The organism is Micromonospora endolithica (assembly GCF_003626595.1).
Lineage (GTDB): Bacteria > Actinomycetota > Actinomycetes > Mycobacteriales > Micromonosporaceae > Micromonospora > Micromonospora endolithica.
Map to the genome: position 1 here is coordinate 87016 of NZ_RBAK01000011.1, position 18215 is coordinate 105230.

An 18215-nucleotide genomic window follows, 5' to 3' on the forward strand; every position below is an offset into this window, starting at 1 on the left:
GCTGGGGGAAGGGCGACCTCCCCAGCGGGAGGCGCCCTTGGACCATGGAACGGACCGAGCGTGGCGGATGAATATCCGTCGCAGCGCCTCTCGACCCGCATCGGCACGCTAACAGCCTGTTCGACGGCCGACAACCCCGTCCGAGGCAGGCGTCAGCGACTCCTCTGCCTCAACTGGAGGACCTGGCGGTCGATGGTTGTTTGAAGCTACCGGCCTCGCCAGGAGTGACTTGAACGATGCCGGCATTGATCGGTAGGGTTGTGCCGTGCCCCGGATGGGCCGACACGATGGAGGCAGCAGCTTCAGCCGCCGCTGATTTATGGCGCGATATCTGCGTCGCGCGCCGGTCGAGCCTATCCGGAATCTCATGTCGCTTCGGCCCACAGGTGAACCTTGCGGTGTGCCGGTGGGGCGTGCTCCACGCCGGCTCGTAGCTCGAACGAGTTTCTCGGCTGTCTGTCGCTGCTTCCGTCGTTATCACCAACGACGCGAAGGATCACATGACCACCGACCCGACAAGTACCACCACTGCGCGCCAGGACGCGGTGGGGGCCGACACCGCGAGCGTACGGCGTGACCACGCCGCCGGCGAACCCGACATCACCTCCTACCCGGCTGATGAGCGTTTTCCCGGCCGGCGACCGGCAGTGCTCGTGCTGCCAGGAGGCGGATACCGATTCCACACTGAACACGAGGGCGAAGGCTATGCCCGCTGGTTGAGCGGTATCGGGCTCCACGCGTTCGTCCTGCGGTACCCGCTGATGACCGACCACCGCTTCCCTGCACCGCTGGAGTCCGGCCGTGCCGCCCTGGAGTGGATCCGTAGTGGCGAGCACGGATTGGACGTTGGTGAGCGCGTCGGCGTCGTCGGCTCGAGCGCTGGCGGGCATCTCGCCGGACTGCTGGCGACCGGCACGGTGCTGTCGACGGAGCAACTGGTCGCGCTGCCGCCGCGGCCGGACTTCGCGGTCCTCGCCTACTCACCAGCGGATCTGCACCTACTGCCGGATGAGCCGGTGCAGTGGATCCTCGACGGGCAGATGGAACTGCGCGAGGAGCTGTCACCGGCTCGCAACATCGACGCTGACACCTGTCCGACCTTCCTGTGGGCCACCGCCGAGGACCCGCCGGGGTTCCCGAACGCCCTCGCGTACGCGAGGGCGTTGTTCGACGCCAACATTCCTGTGGAGCTGCACATTTATCCGCGGGGATGGCACGGCCTCGGCTTGGCGAACGGAGTCGCCTACGGCGCGCACGGTGCCATCCACATTCCGCACACGGCCCGCTGGGCCCAGGCCTGCGAGGCGTGGCTCGGCGCGGAAGGGTTCCTGCCGGCCGGCTGACCGCAAGCTTCGAGGCACCCTGCCCCGACCGGCCGCCGGGTGCCGCCACGACCCGGCACACAATAACAGTCATTATGATGCCTGTCTGGTTCAGGTGTTTTGTGCCGAATAATTATTGGATTGTCCTTACCGGTAATTCATTAATTGGAAGTCGGCTGTCCCGGCTCGATCTGGCGCAGTGGAGGGGTTCGAAGCCCGGGCAGCGGCTCTGCCAGCCGACTACCAGGCGGCGTGGGAACAGATCACGGTCCACCGGGCTTCACCGGCCGCAACCTGATGCCGATCCTCGACGCCGCCCTGGGGCAGCTCGAAGAAGCATCGGCGGACGGGCAGAGCATCCAGCAGGTGCTCGGCGACGACATCCCCGGCTTCTGCACGGCGTTGGCTGGTGGGGCCGCCCGTAGTTTCCAGACCAAAAACAACGGTAAGCAGTTGATCTAGGCCCTCACCTGGGGCGTAGTTCCTCAAGGCGAGGTTGCCTGGCAGCCGATTCGGCCGTTTTCCGTGATCTCGGTAAGTGGGACGGGATGTCAGCGCCGGTGTCGGCGGTGGTGCTGATCGTTCTCGGCGGTGATGCGGGCGGAGGTCTCCTCGCCGAGGCGGACGTAGATGCCGAGGGTGGCCAGGTGCCGGTGGCGGGACTTGGCCTGCAGCTCGGCGGCGCTGCGGCCCTTGGCGGCCAGATGGGTCAACCCGGAGTGACGCAGCTGGTGGAGGGTGTACCCGGCGCCGTGCGGATCGTGGAGCTGGGATGCCTGCTTGAACAGGTACTCGGCGCGCGGGTAGGAAAGCCGGCTGCGGCCGGTGTCCGGGCAGATGTCGCCCAGTGCCGGCGCGCGGCGCCCCGCTGCTGCGGCCCGCCGGTCGGTGAGGAACACCGGCCCGATGGCGCGGCCGGCCAGTAGCCGGGGCAGCAGGCGTGCGGTCGGGGTTTCCCAGTGCACGTAGGCGCGGTCGCCGCCTTTCTCGACGACCAGGGCGCGGCGGAACTCCATGTCGAGGTCGGGCACGTTCAGCCTGAGGATCTCCTCGGTGCGGGCGCAGGTCTCGTAGAGCATTCGCCACAGCACCCGCTCGCGCAGTGAGTTGCGGTCGTCGGTGAACAGCCGGTCGAGCCGGGCGCGGGGGATGGCCTTGTCCCGTGTTCGGGTGACCTTGCGGCGTTCCAGGCGCCGGCCGGGGTCGGTGGTCAGCCAGTCCTGGCGGCGGCAGTAGGCGGTGAACGAGGTCAGCGCGGACAGGTGCTTGTTCCAGGTGTTCGCGGCCCGCTCGTCCCAGCGGGCCATCGTCTGCTCGTAGATCTCCGGGGTGAGCGCGGCGACCGGTAGCTGATCCCCGGCGGTCTCGCGCAGCCGATGCAGAGTCTCGGTGTAGGTGGCGCGGGTGGCAGGGTCGTCGCGGAACCGGTCGAGGAACGCGTCGACGGCGACCACGAGCGCCACCGGGCGCCGGGCGGTCGGCAGCGGGATCACGGACACCTCGGCGGCTCCTCCGGTGATGCCCGGAGTTCGTCGAGGAGGATTTCGATGCCGATACCGCGAAGCCTTTCGGGGAAATACCACTGTCGGCTTGTACAAGTGAACCATGGTAAGCTGTGGTCGTGAACGCGTTCGACGTCCTCGGCGACCCGGTGCGTCGGCGGATCTTGGAGCTGCTCGCCGACGGTGAGCAGACCGCTGGCGCAATCACAGATGTGATCCGGGTCGAGTTCGCACTGTCGCAGCAGGCTGTCTCCCAGCATCTGCGGGTTCTCCGTGAGCACGGGTTCGCGTCGGTCCGGGCTGAGGGGGCTCGTCGGTTCTACGCCGTCGAGGCCGGGCCGTTGAGCGAGGTTGACGCGTGGCTGGACCGGTTCCGCAGGCTCTGGGACCAGCGACTAGACGCACTGGAGACCGAGCTCGCCCGCGGCAGACGTACTACCCGGCAATCCGCCAACGACGAGCCTGGCGGGCCCAACGAAGAAGCGTAGGCACGAGGGGTTCCCTACCGAACGGAGCATGACGATGAAGGATGTTCTCGACGAGCTGTCCGCGGCCCGCCGGAAGATGGGCACGGCGACTTTGCCCGCCGGTGAGGCCTACACGATGGAGCTGAGGCGTCGCTACAACGCGCACCTCGATGACGTGTGGGACGCCATCACCAACACCGAGCGACTGAGTCGCTGGATGAAGCCGGTCACCGGCGACCTTCGCCTCGGCGGGACATTCGAGCTAGACGGCGGCGAGCATGGCGAGATCCTCCGGTGCGAGCCGCCGCGCTTGCTGCGGGTGTCCTGGATGTTCGGGCCCGGCGCGGACGAGTGGCCCGGCACAAGCGAGGTCGAGGTGCGACTGTCTCCCGGATCAGCCGGAGACACCGAGTTCGAACTGGTCCACGCTGCCGCCGTCGGAGAACCTATGTTCCCCACCTACGGTCCCGGTGCCGGCGGTGTCGGCTGGGACCTGCATCTGCTAACCCTCGCCGGCTTCCTGGGCGACGGCGAGGTCCTTGACCACGAGGAGTTCAGGGCATCGCCCGCCGGCCGCGAGTTCAGCCGGCGTAGCGCCGCCGCCTGGGGCGAGGCCCACCTGGCCGGCGGCGGCGAACCGAGCCAGGTCGCGGCCGCGGTCGAGGCCACCACCGCGTTCTACCAGCCCGCCGGGGACGCGTGATGAAGTAACGCCACCGCGGAGGTGACCGCACCGTCGGCGCGCAGCAGTCGCCGCCGAGCATGCGCGTCGGCCGCAGGGCTGGTCAGTCGGCCACTATGACGCAGCGGCTGCTGCGGCGATGGCCGCACACTTGCGGCCCGGAAACTGCTGCCTAAGACGCTGAAGTTCGGTGAAACCGGCTTCTCTCAGGCGGGCGGAGAACTCGTCCACAGGCCAGCGGTATGCGGTGTGGACCTTGTGATCGAACGCGGCCACCCCGTCGTCGCTGTCGAAGAAGCCGATTACTAGCCTCCCGGAAGGGGTCAGCATCCGGCGGAACCGGGCTAGCACACCGTCCAGCTCCGGTGGCGGTATGTGAATGGTTGAATACCAGGAGAGGATGCCGGCCACCGAATGGGCGGGAAGGTCCAGGTCGGTCATCTCTCCGAGCTGGAACTCTGGCCCGGGAAAGTTGGTCTGGGCGTAGTCGATGAACTCGGGGACCAAGTCGACGCCGGTCACGTCGGCGCCGAGCGAATGCAGGTAGGCGCTCCAATGGCCGGGGCCGCAACCGAGATCGAGCACCGTGCCGTCCAGGCCGACGAGGTGACCTCGGACGAGGGCCGCGTCGTCCGCGTGGGCCTGCCAGTCACCATCGAACAAGGCGATGTACTGCTCCGACATGTACGAGTAGGCGTCACGGACCGGTTGGCTTCTCACGGCGTCACTTTAAGAGTCAGTCCTCGATCCCACTCATCCCGCGAGCGTAGAACCGGCCCCTAACCCGCTCTGGGAGTAGCGAGACAGGCACATACCGGGCAGTAGGCACTGCGGCGAGCGACCAGTCACCGTCCGGCAGCAGAGACGTCGCCGCCGATGCCGATCTCGTTGCCATCACCGTCGCGGAACACGTACTTCCCCCACCACCGTCACCGACGACGTCGTCACCTCACCAGCCCGTGGTTAGCGTCGTGCCGAGGTGGCCTCGATCAGCCGTAGCGGCCGGTAGCCGTCGGTGTCGAGCTGAGCGAGCTCGCCGTCGATGTCGACCGAGTGGGTGCCGTAGAAGTGCACGTTCTCATGGTGGGTCGGCCAGATGTGCGCCAGGACCTCGTCGTCGACGTCGCGGCCGCCTCTGCGCAGGGCGGCCACGCCCAACCCGTGGTATTCCGTGGACCAGCAGACGATCGCATTGGTGGCCACGGTCAGGCACCACATCTGCTCGCTCTGCTGCTCGTGGTGCCGCCGTCGCAACGCGCCCTCGCCGGCGTACGCGAGGCAGCGGCGCAGGGCGTGCAGGTTCTCGCCCTTGTTCAGGCGCCGCCGGTAGGTCTCGTCGGCCAGGTATCGGGTGGCGTAGACCGTGCGGCGCAGCGTCCCGTACTCCTTGATCGCGCTGGTCAGCGCGTTCTGCTGCCGCTTCGAGGAGCACAACTTCCCGACCACCAGCGCCGCCGTGGCGTGCCCGCCCTGCACCGACGCGGCGACCCGCAGCAGGTCGTCCCACATGTCCGTGATCAGGTCCAGGTTCAGCCGCCGGGTCAGCAGCGCCCCGGCGCGCGGGTAGCGGTCCATAAAGTCAGCGCGGGGCCCGGTCCGGTACAGGGTGATCTTCCCGAGGTCGCGGATGCGCGGCGAGAGCTGTTTGCCGACCAGGTCGAACAGGGCGAAGTTCGCCAGGGTTGCGCCGTGGGTGTCGGTGGCGTGCTCGAACACGGGCAGGTCGGTCTCATTGCCGAGCAGTCCGTCGAGCACGTAGTGCGACTCCGGCGCGGTCGCGACGATGACCTTAGTGTCGAAGGTCGAGTGCTGGTCCGAGACGTGGGTGTACGTGGGCTCAGGACAGAGCTTGATCAACCCTCAGTTCTTACCGTTGTTTTTGGTCTGGAAGCTACAACCGCCGCGTATTCGATCTGATGCGAATACAAGACAGTCTGCGCGCGGCGTGCGGCCGAGGTCGGCGCTGCTGGTTACGCGAGTAGCCGTTTCGACGACTGTAGACCCTCCTGGAGGTAGCTCCCTGCCGCGAGGGTTCCGAATCCGACCATCCTGACCTGCATGTTTGACAAACGGCTCGCATCAGATGCGAAAATCTCGCATCTGATGCGAGTGGTGGGAGGTTACTGTCGGTGGACGTGGAGCGCGCCGCGCCGGGCTCGGCGGCCCTGCAACTGGCTGACGGTGTCCGGCTGCTGCGACCGGACGAGCAGGTCTTCACCGCGATGCTCGACGGCTGGCGTAACCAGCAACTCGCGCGGAATCTGTCCTTCGGCACTGTGGAGAGCCGGCAGCGGTCGGTGCGAGCGTTCGCTGAGCATGCGCAGGCGCTGCCGTGGCGGTGGACTCCGCAGCTGGTTGACGAGTGGTGCACCGATCTGCGGGCCGTGCGTCGGGTGCGGCGCTCGACGCTGCGCGGCTACCAGGAGGCGGTCCGGCTGTTCTGCGCGTATCTGACCGACCCGGCCTACGGCTGGGTCGGCGAGTGCGAGAAGCGCTTCGGTACGCACCCGGTGCAGGTGGTCCACGAGTGGAACGCCGCGGTTCACGTTGCCGCGGCCGAGGGTGACCCGGCCAAGCGCGCGTTCACGCTCGACGAGATGCAGGCTCTGCTGGACTACGCCGACGAGCAGGTCACCCGGATCCGGGCGGCCGGGCGCAAGGGTTGGCTGCCGGCGTTCCGCGACGCGACCCTGTTTAAGGTCGCCTACGGGTACGGGCTGCGGCGCAACGAGACCCGGATGCTCGACGTCGCGGACTTCGGCCGCAACCCGCACGCCGCTGAGTTCGGCGAGTACGGCGTGCTCTACGTGCGCCACGGCAAGGCGATGAAAGGCTCGCCGCCGAAACGGCGCAGCGTGCTGACCGTCTGGGCGTGGGTGCCGGAAATCCTCGCCGAGTGGATCGAGGAGATCCGGCCCCTGCTGGCTATCGAAGGCAACCCGGCGCTGTGGCCCTCGGAACGGGCACCTCGTGTCGGGCTGGCCCAGCTCAACGCGCGGCTGTCGGCCTACCGCGACGCCCTCGGCCTGGACGCTGGGCTGGACTTCCACTCCCTGCGCCGCTCCTACGTCACCCATCTGATCGAGGCCGGCTGGGATCCGTTGTTCGTGCAGCAGCAGGTCGGCCACGAACACGCTTCCACCACGGCGATCTACACCTGCGTGTCGTCGGACTTTCGCACCCGCACGCTGCGGCAGGCTCTCGACGCGACCATGAAGGCGGCACTACGGCCGACACGGAGGGCCCGATGAGCATGCAACGCCAGGTCAGCTACCGGTGGCGACTGCGGGAGGTGATGGCCGCCCGGGGCGTGTTCACCGCCACCGAGCTCGTCCCGCTGCTGCACGAACGCGGCATCGACCTGTCCGCCTCCCAGGTCCACCGCCTGGTGACCGGCACCCCGGAGCGGCTGTCGCTGCCCGTCCTCGCGGCGCTATGCGACATCCTGGAGGCCACCCCCGCCGACCTGGTCGCCACGACGGCGGCCAACGTCGCACCGCGCAAGGCCGTCGCCGGCGACGCCCCAGCGCCGGTGGACCTCGCTACTGTCCGACCCAAGCGCGCCCGCGTGCGCCCCGACTAATGAGCCGGACCGACACCGCTGATCAGTACGAACGCGACTGTGTCCGCTGCGGCCGACGCAGTTCCACCGTTCGGTGGCCTGACGGCCAGGTCTGCCGCACCTGCCAAGATCGGGCGTTGCGGACCCAGGGCCGCTGCCCCGGCTGCAGTTACGACCGGCTCCTGGCCGGACGGCGGGCCGAGGACCGGGCTCTGATCTGCACCAGCTGCGCCGGATTCTCCATCTCGTATACCTGCGCCGAGTGCGGGCAAGAGGGCAAGCTGCACGCCGGTCGCCGCTGCACCCGCTGCACGTTCACCCGGCGGATCGCCGAACTCCTCGACGACGGCAACGGCCGCATCCGCCCTGAACTGGCGCCCCTGGCCGAGCTGCTGACCAGCATGGACAACCCGCTCACGGGGCTGGCCTGGGTCTCCTCCCGGCACGGCGTCCCCGCCCCGGCTGCGGACCTGCTGCGAGGTCTGGGCCGCGGCGACATCGAACTGAACCATGACGCGTTCCACCGCTTGCAACCATGGCGAGCTGCCGCCCACCTGCGGGAACTGCTCATGCAGTGCGGTGTCCTGCCCCCGATCGACAAGCAGATCCTGCTCTTCGAGAGATGGCTACTCGAGCACCTCGACACCATCACCGACACCGAACAGCGCCGGCTGCTGCGCCAATACGCCACCTGGCATCAACTACCCTGGCTGCGCCGCCGCGCCGAACGCGGGCCGATGAGCCGCAGCACCCGCGGCGAACTCGGACAGCAGATCCTGCGGGCTGGCGACTTCGTCGCCGGAGTCCAGAAGCAGGGGCTCACCCTCGCCCGACTCCGGCAGCACGACCTGGACCGCTGGATCGTCACCCATCCGCCGCGTCACCGGCAGCTCCTCAAACCGTTCCTGACCTGGGCCGCCCACGCCGGGCACATTCCACGGCTGCACACCGCCGCGCCCCGGCCCGGCCAGCAATCGCCGATCACACAGCACCGGCGCATCGGACTACTCCGCAAGCTGATCACCGACGACACCGGCGAGCTCCGCGCCCGCGTCGCTGCAATCCTGCTGCTGCTCTACGCCCAACCGCTCGGCCGCATCCTGGGCCTGACCATCGACGACATCGACACCACCGGCTCCGACGTCCTGCTCCGGTTGGGCGACCCGCCAACGCCGGTCCCCGAACCCGTCGCCGACCTGCTATTGGCGCTACGTGACCAGCGCACCAACATGCGCACCGCCACCAACCGCAACGCCCGCTGGCTGTTCCCCGGACGCCGCGCCGGTCAACCGTTGACTACCCGCACGATCGGCCCGCTCATCCGCGACCTCGGCGTCCCCACCATTCCCGGCCGCCTGGCCGCACTGCACCAACTCGTCCTCCAAGCCCCGGCACCGGTCATCGCCCAGGCCCTCGGCTTTCACTACACCACCACCCAGCGCCACCACGCCGCGGCCGGTGGAACCTGGAACCGCTACACCGGCCGAGACGGGTAACCGATCTCCGCGAGATCCTCCCCGAGATCGGCCACCACAAGATCGGGATTCAAGCGGCGAACCAGGTCGTCGGTCAGCGGGTGCAGAGCGAAGATCTCGCCGACCGCTTCCACATCGACGGCCGTCTCGTAGTAGTCCTCTGCGAAGCGCTGGTACGCCACCGGGCTGCCTTCGACGAGAACCTGGAACAGCCTGTCAGCCCCATCGGGATCATCACCCGCGGGAAAGACCAGCTCCCCGGCATGCCACCGGTCATCGCCCTGCTGCCGCCACAGGCACACCGTCGCTTCCAGCGTGCCGTCGAAGCTGAACGCCGGCTCAGCGACACAACCCGAGAAGACGTCCGGCACCGCGTCGACCAGCCCCGGCCACAGCTCATCGTCGTTGTTGGCAGGACTCATCGGCGACTCGTGGTCGAAGCCCCGGATGAACGCGCCAGCCGACGAGAACACGATCGACCACGCGTCACCCGACCCGTTTCGCATCGACGCCATCTGCTCGCCCGGCGCCCACCGGGAATCGAACGAGTAGTACCGCGACTCCCACTCCGGACTCATGATCGCGTCCGACATCGCCAACGCTTGACACCGCTGGCGAAGCACCGCGATGTCTGGCAGGGCACTCGCTACGTCATGAACCGTCACCGGCACATCTAACCTCGACGAGCCTCTCGCACTGCTCCGACCCCAGCAATCTCACCAAGAGTCACTCAGTCACGACCACCAGCCGGAAATACCAGACACTTTGATTACACGACCCTGCCAGTCGGGCGGGCCGGTGGCGAGGCAGCCCGGACCCATCGAGACCGGTGGCGACCTGGTCAAGGACTCACCCACCTACGCGGACGTCTATCAGGCGTCCATCAGCGGGAAGTCCGGCCCGCACAAGAAGTAACAAGCGCCGAGCATGCCCACGGACCCGCCGTCAGCAGGAGTCCCACTGACCATCGAAGTCGCGGCAGATCTGGGCCGAGGCGATGTTGTGGCCGCCGCGTGCGGTGCCGCTGCTGGTGGTGGTACGACCGGCACCGGTGACGGTGAGGACGCAGCTCACGTGACCACCGCCCTGGAGTTGTGCGCTGATCCGGTAGTACCGCACCGAGGCACTGACACCGCCGCGTGCGTTGAACGGCAACCTCGTCGCCTGCAGACCGCTGCCGCTCGGCCCGTAGGTGATGTCGATCCCGGCGAGTGCCGAGCCGGCGCATCGATACGTGACGCCATCGGGCCGGGGTGCCGGTGCCGTAGCGATCGGCGCAGGCGTTGCTGGCCCGGGGTTCGTCGCCCCGGCTGCTGCCGGCGACGACGGCGACGGCGACGGCGATGTGTCCGCAATCCGTGCGGACGAACCCTCCGGCAGGAGGATCCCCTGTGCGACGGCGACGACCAGAACGGAGACGAAGAGGACACCGCCGATGACGACGATCCCGGCGAGGGTCGGCCCACCGGACGAACGGGGGATCCGTGGCGGTGGCCGGCGGGCCGGTTCGGCGACGGCACCGCGGGCCGGGTCCGCGTCCCCGGCGGTCGCTGACGCTGGCATGGTCGGCGCCGCGGATTCCGGCACCACTGATGTCCGCTCCGGGGAGTCGTGCGGAGCGGGGCGGGTGGGCGGAGGCAGGGCCACCCACACGCTGCCGAGGGCGGCTGCGACAGCTACCGCGGCGGTGGCGAAGTCCGTTTCCTTGTCAGTCGGTAGGAACGGAACGAGCGGGGCGACAAGAGCGGCCAGCATGTACATCCCCATGGTCGACGCGGCGACCACCAGTGCACGAGCTGAACGAGACATGCGGCGCGTACCCCTCCTTCGGGGAAATCCCCCGTAGTGCTGTCCGGCCGGGCGCCCGTCGACCGTTCACCCTCCCGCCACGACGCCATCAGATCATCCGGGGGCGCTACCGAAGGTGCGACGCGACGGCTTCGGCCACCTGTTCCGGCGGCAGGGAGGCGTCGACGAACGTGGCGTCGGTCAGATCGGTGAAGGCCGCCAGTGCCCGGGCGACGTGGCGGTGTCGCCGGTGGCGGGCGTCGACGTCGAGATGGTCGGCGTCGACGCGGGCTGGTCACCGCCGGACCGGATCGCCTGGCCCGGATCGGACGACCGCCGCGACCTACCGGTCGCCCGGTGTCACCACGGCGTCGACCTCGACCTCCACCAACCACTGCGGATCGATGAACCGCGACACCTGCACGAAGGTGCACGCCGGTCGTACCTGGGCGAACCGCTCGCCGTGCGCGCGCGCCGCCTCCCGCCACCGGGAGACGTCCACCAGCATGATCCTGGTCCGGATCACGTCGGTGAGCGACGCACCGGCCTCGGCCAGCGCCCGCTCGGCGATGTCCAGGCAGCGCACGGTCTGGGCGTACACGTCTGTCGGAGCGGCGGTGGTGCCGTCGTCGGCGATCGGCGCGGTTCCGGCCACCGCCACGTACGGCCCGATCCGGACGGCCCGGGAGAAACCGATCTCCGGTTCCAGCGGTGAGCCCGAGCTCACCAGGCGGCGCGGGGAGGTCACGCACCAGAGCATGCCAGGGCGACCTCAGCGGCGCAGCGTCGTCGCCCGCCGCATGTGCGTCAGCTTCTCCGGGTTGCGAACCGCGTAGAGGCCGGTGACGAGGCCGCCGTCGACGTGTATCGCGACGACCGTGTCGATCTCCCCGTCGAGCCGGAAGACCAGCGCCGGGTGGCCGTTGACGTGGACCGGGGAGGTCGACCGGGCGGCGATCCTGGCCTGCCGGCTGACCAGCAGGCGGGCCACCCGACCGGCCCCCGAGACGGGCCGCGGCACGGCCTGTCGCAGGCCGCCGCCGTCGCCCAGGAACACCACGTCCGGCGCGAGGAGGTCGAGCAGGCCCTGCATGTCGCCGGTCTCGACCGCCCGCCGGAACGCGTCGAGCACGCCCCGGGTCTCCGCCGGTGACACCGCCGCGCGCGGCCGGCGGGCGGCGACGTGCGCCCGGGAGCGGTGGGCGATCTGACGGACTGCGGCCGGGCTCTTGTCGACAGCCTCGGCGATCTCGTCGTACCCCATTTCGAACACCTCGCGCAGCACGAACACCGCCCGCTCGGTCGGCCCGAGCGTCTCCAGGACCAGCAGCATCGCCATCGACACGCTCTCGGCGAGTTCGACGTCCTCGGCCACGTCGGGTGTGGTCAGCAACGGCTCGGGCAGCCACGAGCCGACGTAGGACTCCCGGCGTCGGCTGAGTGTGCGCAGCCGGGTGAGGGCCTGCCGGGTGGTGATCCGGACCAGGTAGGCGCGCGGGTCGCGGACCGTGTCGAACTCGACGTCGGCCCACCGCAGCCAGGTCTCCTGCAGGACATCCTCGGCGTCGGCGGCCGAGCCGAGCATCTCGTAGGCGACGGTGAAGAGAAGGTTGCGGTGGGCGACGAACGCCTCGGTGGCGGGGCCCGGCTCGCCGTCCTGGCTCATCTGCGGCTCCTGCTGGGTCGGTGTGGTCGGCACCAGTAGGCGCCGGATCCCCCGGGTGTGTGACAGCGCCGGACCGTGACGCGCGCCACCCGGTCGACGGTGTCACAGGCGGCCCCGGGCCGGCATCCCATGGACGAACGGTAAGCCCGGCCAACGTCAGGGAGAACAGCCATGAATCTCGCTCTGTGGATCGTCGCCGGTCTGCTCGCCACCGCCTACCTGATCGGCGGCAGCGCCAAGGTGGTCATCCCGAAGGAGAAGATCGTGTCCTTCGGGCGTTCGGCGCACTGGGACGGGGACTTCGGCGCCGGCACCGTGAAGGCCATCGGAGCCCTGGAGGTGCTGGGCGCGGTGGGGCTGATCCTGCCGGCCGTCCTCGACATCGCGCCGGTCCTGGTGCCGTTGGCCGCCCTCGGCCTGGTGACCGTGATGGCCGGTGCGACGATCGTCCGCCTGCGTCGGCGCGAGTACCTCTTCGCGGTGGTGGACCTGGTCTACCTCGCCCTGGCCGCCTTCGTGGCGTGGGGCCGCCTCGGCCCGGAGTCCTTCACCGGCTGAGCGGGCACCGGGTAATGCCCTGGCGGTGCGGGGTGGTCGCTGCCAGAGTCGGCGCATGCCTGCGATGAACGGCCGCGACGTGCGGCGCGCGATGACCGCGATGACCGGCGTGCTCGGGCCACACACCGACCGGGACTGGTCGGTGCCGGCCGGCGACCTCGACTGGAGCTGCTGGACCACCGCCGCGCACGTGGCACACGACCTGACCGCGTACGCCGGTCAGGTCGCCGGCCGGCCGACCGACGGCTACCTGCCGTACGACCTGGTGGTCTCCCCCACCGTCGGGCCCGGCGAGGTGCTGCGGGTGGCCGCCGCCGGCGCGGCGTTGCTGGCCACCGTGGTGGACGCGGCCGCGCCGACCGAGCGGGCCTGGCACTTCGGGCCGTGCGACCCGGGTGGTTTCGCGGCGATGGGGGTCGCCGAGACGGTGCTGCACACCTGGGACGTCACCCGGGGACTCGGCGTGCCGTGGACGCCGCCGGAGGACCTGTGCGCGGCGGTGCTGCGCAGGCTGTTCCCGGACGCCCCGGCCGGGCCGGCACCGCGGGTGCTGCTCTGGTCGACCGGCCGGGGCGAGCTGCCCGGCCGGCCCCGGCGTACGTCGTGGGTCTGGCGGGCCGCGGTCGACTGAGCGCGGGCCGGGACCCGCGGATTGGCCGCTGCCGGCCGGTGACGGTCGCCGTAGCGTCCGGGTGGCAAGCGGCGGAGAGCGGGGGGTGTCGTGGTCACGGTGGGTGCGGTGGTGGGAATCGGGCTGGTGGCGTTGGGGCTGGTGCTCACGCCGGGGCCGAACATGGTCTACCTGGTGTCCCGGTCGGTGACCCAGGGCCGGCGGGCCGGACTGGTGTCGCTGCTCGGGGTGGCGGCCGGGTTCCTGGTCTACCTGGTCGCCGCCGTGGCCGGGATCGCCACGGTGTTCGTGCTGGTGCCGGCGTTGTACACGGCGGTCAAGCTGGCCGGGGCGGCGTACCTCGGGTGGCTGGCCTGGCAGGCGCTGCGCCCCGGTGGCCGGTCGGCGTTCACCCCGGCGCCGCTGCCACCGGACCGTCCGCGCCGCCTGTTCACGATGGGCCTGGTGACCAACCTGCTCAACCCGAAGATCGCCATTTTGTACGTGTCGTTGCTGCCGCAGTTCGTCGACCCGGCACGCGGGCAGGTGGCGGTGCAGAGCCTGCTGCTCGGCCTCACCCAGATCGTGATCGCGCTGACGGTGAACGCGCTGATCGTGCTCACCGCCGGGTCGATGTCGACGTTCCTGGTCCGCCGGCCGGGCTGGGCACGGGCGCAGCGGTACCTGATGGGCGGCGTGCTGGGCGCGCTGGCGGTGCGGATCGCGGCCGACCGGTCGCGGGCGGCCGTGGCCTGACGGCGGGAAGAACCGGTCACCGACCGCCGGTTAGTTGATCTTCGGTTTCCCGGGTGGTCGGTGTGGGTTCGGCCAGGTAACGGTGCAGTGAGGTTTCGCGAATGCCGGTCTTGGTGGCGATGGTGCCCAGGCTGGCGCCCTGCGCCCTGAGCAGCCGGGCGTACTCGATCGGGTAGGCGAGCGCAGCCAGTTCGGCAGGCGGCGGTGCCGGGTAGCTCTCTCCGTTCAGGGTCGCCCCGTCGAACTCGGCGTCACCGTTGAACCTCGCCCCGTCGAACCTGATGCCGTTGTGGTACAGCAGGCTGAACGTCACGCCGTGGTGGAAGTCCACCCCGCCGAAATCGGCGTCACCGTGGAACGTGGCCTGGTCGAACCGGGTGCCGTGGTGGAAGTCCCCACCGGCGAACACGGCCCGGTGGTGGAAGGTGGCCCCGCTGAACCGGGCGCCGTTGAAGCAGGTCAGCTCGATGAACCAGGCTTCACCGCCGAACACCGCGCCGTCGAAGTCGGTGACGCCGTGGAAGGTCGTGTAGTCGAACACGGCGCTGTCGTGGAAGGTCGCTCCGCGGAAACTGGCGTCCCCCAGGGACATGACGTCACCGCTGATCGTCCCCCCGACGAACGCGGCGAAGGTGAAGTTCGCCGCACCGTGGAACGTCGCCTCCTGGAAACGGGCGCCACCGTGGAAGGTCGCCGAGGTGAAGTCGGCGTTGCGCAGGTGGCAGCCGGTGAAGTCGACGTTGACGAGGCTCGCCTCGGCAAGGTCTAGGACGACTGCCGGTCCCCAGTACGAGGGGTCGGGCGCGGCGTTCTGGGTGGTGGGGCGCAGATGGCGGGCGAGGATGCGTTGCGCGGCGAGGCGGACCTGGCGTTCTTCCCGCGGGTCCACGGCTGTCGGGTCGGGGCCGGTGGTGGCCGGGGCGGGGTCGGCCGGGGTGGACCTGGTCCCGGGCGGGGTGTAGGGCATCCGCAGGTAGGCGCAGATCACCTCGACGATGCTCGGCCGGTGGATCGGGTTGCCCTGGGCGAGGCGTTCCAGGGCGTACAGGCCGGCGAGGCGGACCGGGGCCTTGTCCGAGCCGAGCTGGTCGGCGGCCTGGAGGTACAGCTCGGTGACGCGCTTCTCCCCCGCGTCGTACTCGGTGGCCTGCTGGGTGCGCTCGGCCAACTGTTGCCGACGGAACGCCAGCAACAGCGCGAACGCGCCGGCCGCCGCCGCGCCGATGGTCAGGCCGGTCCGGATGGACTCCACCCGCAGCTGGGCCCGCTGGAGCCCGTCGCCGGACGTGGGCACGGAACGTTGCAGCCAGGCCACGGCGGCCCAGGTGACCACCGCCACCACGGCCACCCCGGCCGGGATCACCCACGACGGTAGGGGCCGCACCTGCCGATCCGGTGGCGTCGGCGCGGCGGACGCCGGATGGTCCGGAGTAGCCCGACGCCGCAGCAGCAGCCCCGTGGCCAGCGCCGCCAGGCTCACCGCCACCAGTGTCAGCACCGGCCCCGAGGAGGCCAGGGCCGTCCACCATGGTCGGGGAACCAGCGTCAACGCCACCACCACCAGGGCCAACCCGCCGGTAGCGGTCAGCGCGTCACTCCACCGTCTCGTCACACTGCGGAATCCTTCCATCACGCGGCAAGCGTCGTGTGGTCCGACGAGCCGGTGGCGACAGCTGTCCGGCCTCGCGCAGCACCGCGACGCCGCCGGCCGGCAGGTCGACCGCGTCGCGCACCGGCTCGCCGGTGCGCACCTCCCACCCGGCGGCCGGTACCCGTTGCGGCCGGTCGGTGTGGTTGAGCAGGAACAACCAGCTCCCGGTCGCGCCGACGCGGCGGACCGCCTCCACCCCGGGCGGCGCCGCCGGGCAGGTGGGCGCGACGCCGGCCCGCCGGGCCGCCCCGGTCAACAGCCGGGCGTACGTGTCGTCGTCCGGCCGGGTCGAGACGTACCAGCAGGTCGCCGCGCCCACGTCGCGGCGGGTGACCGCCGGCAGCCCGGCCAGGACCCCGTCGGCGTACGCGGACACCGTCTCCGCCCCGGCCAGGCGCACGGTCTCCGACCAGAGCGTCGCGGTCCCACCGCCGGTCAGCGCGGGCCGGTCGTCGCCAGCGAGCGGGTGGAACTCCTCCACCCGGACGCCGAGCAGGTCGCGGAACGCGCCGGGGTAGCCGCCGAGGCGGATCCGGGCGTGCTCGTCGGCCACGCCGCTGAGGTACGTCACCAGCAGGTGACCGCCGCCGTCGACGTGCCGGCGTACCCAGTCGGCGGTGGGGTCGTCGGCGAGGTAGACCGCCGGCAGGACGAGCAGCCGGTACCCGTCGGTCGGGTCGCCGGGGGCGAGCACGTCACAGGCGTACCCGTCGCGCCACAGCGCCCGGTGCGCGGCGGCGAGGTCGGCGGCGTGGTCGAGCCCGGTCGCGGGCAGGCCCGGGTGGCGCAGCGCCCACTCGCTGGCGGCGTCGCGGACCAGCGCGACCGAGGCGTCGACCGGACCGTCCACCTCGGCGAGCCGGTCCAGCAGGCCGCCGAGGGCGACGGCCTCGCGGAACACCCGGCTGTCCGGACCGGCGTGCGGGACCAGGGCGGAGTGGAAGCGTTCCGCGCCGCCGGCCGGGGCGCGCCACTGGAAGAACAGGACGCCGCGCGCGCCGCGGGCGACGTGGGCGAGGCTGTGCCGGAGCAGCCTGCCTGGTTCCTTGGTGTGCATCCGGCCGTCGACGTGCAGCTGGTGGGGCGCGGTCTCCATCAGCAGCCACGGCGTGCCGGGCCGACCGCCGCCGTGCCGGGCCCAGCCCCGGGCCAGGTCGGCGGCGAGCGCGGTCTGTTCCTCCGCTCCGCCGTCGGCGGCGGACGGGTAGTGGTCGACGGCCACCACGTCGACCTCGCGCGCCCAGCGGGCGTGGTCGACCGGCACCCACTCGCCGAGGACGTAGTTGGTGGTGACCGGCACCGTCGGGTTGGCGGCGCGCAGCAGGTCGCGCTGCTCGGTGTACGCGGCGAGCAGGGTGTCCGACCAGAAGCGGCGGAAGTCGAGCAGGTGGGTGGGATTGGCAAGGTACTGGGTGGCGCGCGGGGTGTCGATCTGCGCCCAGTCGGTGTAGTGCTGGCCCCAGAAGCTGGTGGTCCAGGCGTCGTTGAGGGCGTCCAGGGTGCCGTGTCGCGCGGCGAGCCAGCGGCGGAACGCGGCGGCGGCGTGCGCGCAGTGGCAGGTGGTGCCGTACTCGTTGTGCACGTGCCACAGGGCGACGGCCGGGTGGTGGGCGTACCGGTCGGCGAGGGCACCGGCGATGCGGCGGGCGGCGGCACGGTAGGCGGGCGCGGCGGCGCAGTAGGTGTCCCGGCTGCCGTGGTGCAGGCGGACACCGTCGGCGGTGACCGGCAGCGCGTCGGGGTGGGCCAGCGAGAACCACGGTGGTGGGGACGCGGTCGGGGTGGCCAGGGCGACCCGGATGCCGCCGTCGTGCAGCAGGTCGAGCACCCGGTCCAGCCAGTCGAAGGTGAACCGGCCGGGTGCGGGTTGCAGTCGGGACCAGGCGAAGACGCCGACGGTGACCAGGTTGACCCGGGCCCGCCGCATCAGGGCGACGTCCTGCGCCCACACCTCGGCGGGCCACTGCTCCGGGTTGTAGTCACCGCCATAGGCCAGCCATGGCGCGTTCCACATCGATGCCTACCTAACTTTGTTGGATATCCGACCAAACTAGGAAGACGCGAAGACCGATGTCAACGCCCTCGGTCGACGACGTCATTGATACTTTTCGTTGACACTTAGTTGGGAAATTGAAGAAACTGTAGGTGCCACCGGAATCCTGCCGAGGAGATCCCC

18 protein-coding genes and 1 pseudogene are annotated in these 18215 nt (G+C 70.3%); 10 read left to right on the forward strand and 9 right to left on the reverse strand.

Annotation, left to right across the window (positions count from 1 at the left end):
• The first annotated feature begins 500 nt into the window (after window positions 1-500).
• Complete coding sequence (locus tag D7223_RS24245) at window positions 501-1343, forward strand: alpha/beta hydrolase (RefSeq protein WP_120730744.1); 843 nt, start codon at window positions 501-503, stop codon at window positions 1341-1343.
• 231 nt (window positions 1344-1574) lie between these two features.
• Window positions 1575-1784, forward strand: coding sequence for a DUF1048 domain-containing protein (locus D7223_RS24250; protein WP_238162186.1), 210 nt, complete (start codon window positions 1575-1577; stop codon window positions 1782-1784).
• Window positions 1785-1873: 89 nt separating this feature from the next.
• Here D7223_RS24250 and D7223_RS24255 read toward each other — a convergent pair whose 3' ends face one another.
• The gene (locus D7223_RS24255; protein ID WP_120730745.1) at window positions 1874-2821 is read right to left on the reverse strand and encodes a tyrosine-type recombinase/integrase; all 948 of its coding nucleotides are present in this window, start codon (window positions 2819-2821) and stop codon (window positions 1874-1876) included.
• A 122-nt stretch (window positions 2822-2943) separates the two neighbouring features.
• Between D7223_RS24255 and D7223_RS24260 the strand changes: the two genes are divergently transcribed.
• Window positions 2944-3312, forward strand: a complete 369-nt coding sequence (locus tag D7223_RS24260) for an ArsR/SmtB family transcription factor (RefSeq protein WP_120730845.1) — start codon at window positions 2944-2946, stop codon at window positions 3310-3312.
• A 28-nt stretch (window positions 3313-3340) separates the two neighbouring features.
• Entirely contained in the window at window positions 3341-3994 is a 654-nt protein-coding gene (locus tag D7223_RS24265; protein ID WP_120730746.1) for an SRPBCC domain-containing protein, read from the forward strand.
• Window positions 3995-4087: 93 nt separating this feature from the next.
• On the opposite strand, the gene D7223_RS24270 is transcribed toward D7223_RS24265, so the two are convergent.
• Together D7223_RS24270 and D7223_RS24275 are read right to left on the reverse strand one after the other, a co-directional pair.
• The gene (locus tag D7223_RS24270; protein WP_120730846.1) at window positions 4088-4657 is read right to left on the reverse strand and encodes a class I SAM-dependent methyltransferase; all 570 of its coding nucleotides are present in this window, start codon (window positions 4655-4657) and stop codon (window positions 4088-4090) included.
• A 279-nt stretch (window positions 4658-4936) separates the two neighbouring features.
• A pseudogene (locus tag D7223_RS24275) lies at window positions 4937-5812 on the reverse strand (Tn3 family transposase); the annotation flags it as partial.
• A 290-nt stretch (window positions 5813-6102) separates the two neighbouring features.
• Here D7223_RS24275 and D7223_RS24280 point away from each other — a divergent pair.
• The 3 genes from D7223_RS24280 (at window position 6103) to D7223_RS32875 (ending at window position 9031) form a co-directional block, all read left to right on the forward strand.
• Window positions 6103-7224 carry a tyrosine-type recombinase/integrase gene (locus D7223_RS24280; RefSeq protein WP_186832217.1) on the forward strand — a complete coding sequence of 374 codons (1122 nt, stop codon included), beginning with the start codon at window positions 6103-6105 and terminating at the stop codon, window positions 7222-7224.
• Complete coding sequence (locus D7223_RS24285) at window positions 7221-7556, forward strand: helix-turn-helix domain-containing protein (protein WP_120730748.1); 336 nt, start codon at window positions 7221-7223, stop codon at window positions 7554-7556. The genes D7223_RS24280 and D7223_RS24285 overlap by 4 nt, the downstream gene beginning before the upstream one ends.
• Window positions 7557-7672: 116 nt before the next feature.
• Window positions 7673-9031 carry a site-specific integrase gene (locus tag D7223_RS32875; RefSeq protein ID WP_158610927.1) on the forward strand — a complete coding sequence of 453 codons (1359 nt, stop codon included), beginning with the start codon at window positions 7673-7675 and terminating at the stop codon, window positions 9029-9031.
• Here D7223_RS32875 and D7223_RS24295 read toward each other — a convergent pair.
• From D7223_RS24295 to D7223_RS24310, 4 genes are all read right to left on the reverse strand, one after another.
• Complete coding sequence (locus tag D7223_RS24295) at window positions 9010-9681, reverse strand: hypothetical protein (RefSeq protein WP_120730749.1); 672 nt, start codon at window positions 9679-9681, stop codon at window positions 9010-9012. The genes D7223_RS32875 and D7223_RS24295 overlap by 22 nt on opposite strands.
• Window positions 9682-9955: 274 nt before the next feature.
• Window positions 9956-10819: a hypothetical protein gene (locus tag D7223_RS32575; protein ID WP_147252517.1), complete on the reverse strand. Its 864-nt coding sequence runs from the start codon at window positions 10817-10819 to the stop codon at window positions 9956-9958.
• Window positions 10820-11141: 322 nt separating this feature from the next.
• Window positions 11142-11546 (reverse strand): RidA family protein, encoded by a 405-nt coding sequence (locus tag D7223_RS24305; protein ID WP_202864693.1) that lies wholly within the window; start codon window positions 11544-11546, stop codon window positions 11142-11144.
• Window positions 11547-11570: 24 nt separating this feature from the next.
• A complete protein-coding gene (locus D7223_RS24310) occupies window positions 11571-12464 on the reverse strand; it encodes an RNA polymerase sigma-70 factor (RefSeq protein ID WP_120730752.1) in 894 nt (297 codons plus the stop codon).
• A 171-nt stretch (window positions 12465-12635) separates the two neighbouring features.
• Here D7223_RS24310 and D7223_RS24315 point away from each other — a divergent pair, with 171 nt between their 5' ends.
• The 3 genes from D7223_RS24315 (at window position 12636) to D7223_RS24325 (ending at window position 14388) form a co-directional block, all read left to right on the forward strand.
• A complete protein-coding gene (locus D7223_RS24315) occupies window positions 12636-13022 on the forward strand; it encodes a DoxX family protein (protein ID WP_120730753.1) in 387 nt (128 codons plus the stop codon).
• A 64-nt stretch (window positions 13023-13086) separates the two neighbouring features.
• Window positions 13087-13653 (forward strand): maleylpyruvate isomerase N-terminal domain-containing protein, encoded by a 567-nt coding sequence (locus tag D7223_RS24320; protein WP_120730754.1) that lies wholly within the window; start codon window positions 13087-13089, stop codon window positions 13651-13653.
• Between the two features lie 90 nt (window positions 13654-13743).
• A complete protein-coding gene (locus tag D7223_RS24325) occupies window positions 13744-14388 on the forward strand; it encodes a LysE family translocator (protein WP_120730755.1) in 645 nt (214 codons plus the stop codon).
• Between the two features lie 16 nt (window positions 14389-14404).
• On the opposite strand, the gene D7223_RS24330 is transcribed toward D7223_RS24325, so the two are convergent.
• Both D7223_RS24330 and D7223_RS24335 read right to left on the reverse strand, forming a co-directional pair.
• Window positions 14405-16000, reverse strand: coding sequence for a pentapeptide repeat-containing protein (locus tag D7223_RS24330; RefSeq protein ID WP_238162188.1), 1596 nt, complete (start codon window positions 15998-16000; stop codon window positions 14405-14407).
• Window positions 15981-18053: a beta-galactosidase gene (locus D7223_RS24335; RefSeq protein WP_120730756.1), complete on the reverse strand. Its 2073-nt coding sequence runs from the start codon at window positions 18051-18053 to the stop codon at window positions 15981-15983. The genes D7223_RS24330 and D7223_RS24335 overlap by 20 nt, the downstream gene beginning before the upstream one ends.
• Between the last annotated feature and the right edge of the window lie 162 nt (window positions 18054-18215).

Excerpts from the sequence above, each read along its gene's own strand:
- D7223_RS24245 (WP_120730744.1), top strand. The coding sequence starts at position 501 with ATGACCACCGACCCGACAAGTACCACCACTGCGCGCCAGGACGCGGTG.
- D7223_RS24265 (WP_120730746.1), top strand. The coding sequence starts at position 3,341 with ATGACGATGAAGGATGTTCTCGACGAGCTGTCCGCGGCCCGCCGGAAG.
- D7223_RS24270 (WP_120730846.1), bottom strand. The coding sequence starts at position 4,657 with ATGTCGGAGCAGTACATCGCCTTGTTCGATGGTGACTGGCAGGCCCAC.
- D7223_RS24285 (WP_120730748.1), top strand. The coding sequence starts at position 7,221 with ATGAGCATGCAACGCCAGGTCAGCTACCGGTGGCGACTGCGGGAGGTG.
- D7223_RS32575 (WP_147252517.1), bottom strand. The coding sequence starts at position 10,819 with ATGTCTCGTTCAGCTCGTGCACTGGTGGTCGCCGCGTCGACCATGGGG.
- D7223_RS24310 (WP_120730752.1), bottom strand. The coding sequence starts at position 12,464 with ATGAGCCAGGACGGCGAGCCGGGCCCCGCCACCGAGGCGTTCGTCGCC.
- D7223_RS24315 (WP_120730753.1), top strand. The coding sequence starts at position 12,636 with ATGAATCTCGCTCTGTGGATCGTCGCCGGTCTGCTCGCCACCGCCTAC.
- D7223_RS24320 (WP_120730754.1), top strand. The coding sequence starts at position 13,087 with ATGAACGGCCGCGACGTGCGGCGCGCGATGACCGCGATGACCGGCGTG.
- D7223_RS24335 (WP_120730756.1), bottom strand. The coding sequence starts at position 18,053 with ATGTGGAACGCGCCATGGCTGGCCTATGGCGGTGACTACAACCCGGAG.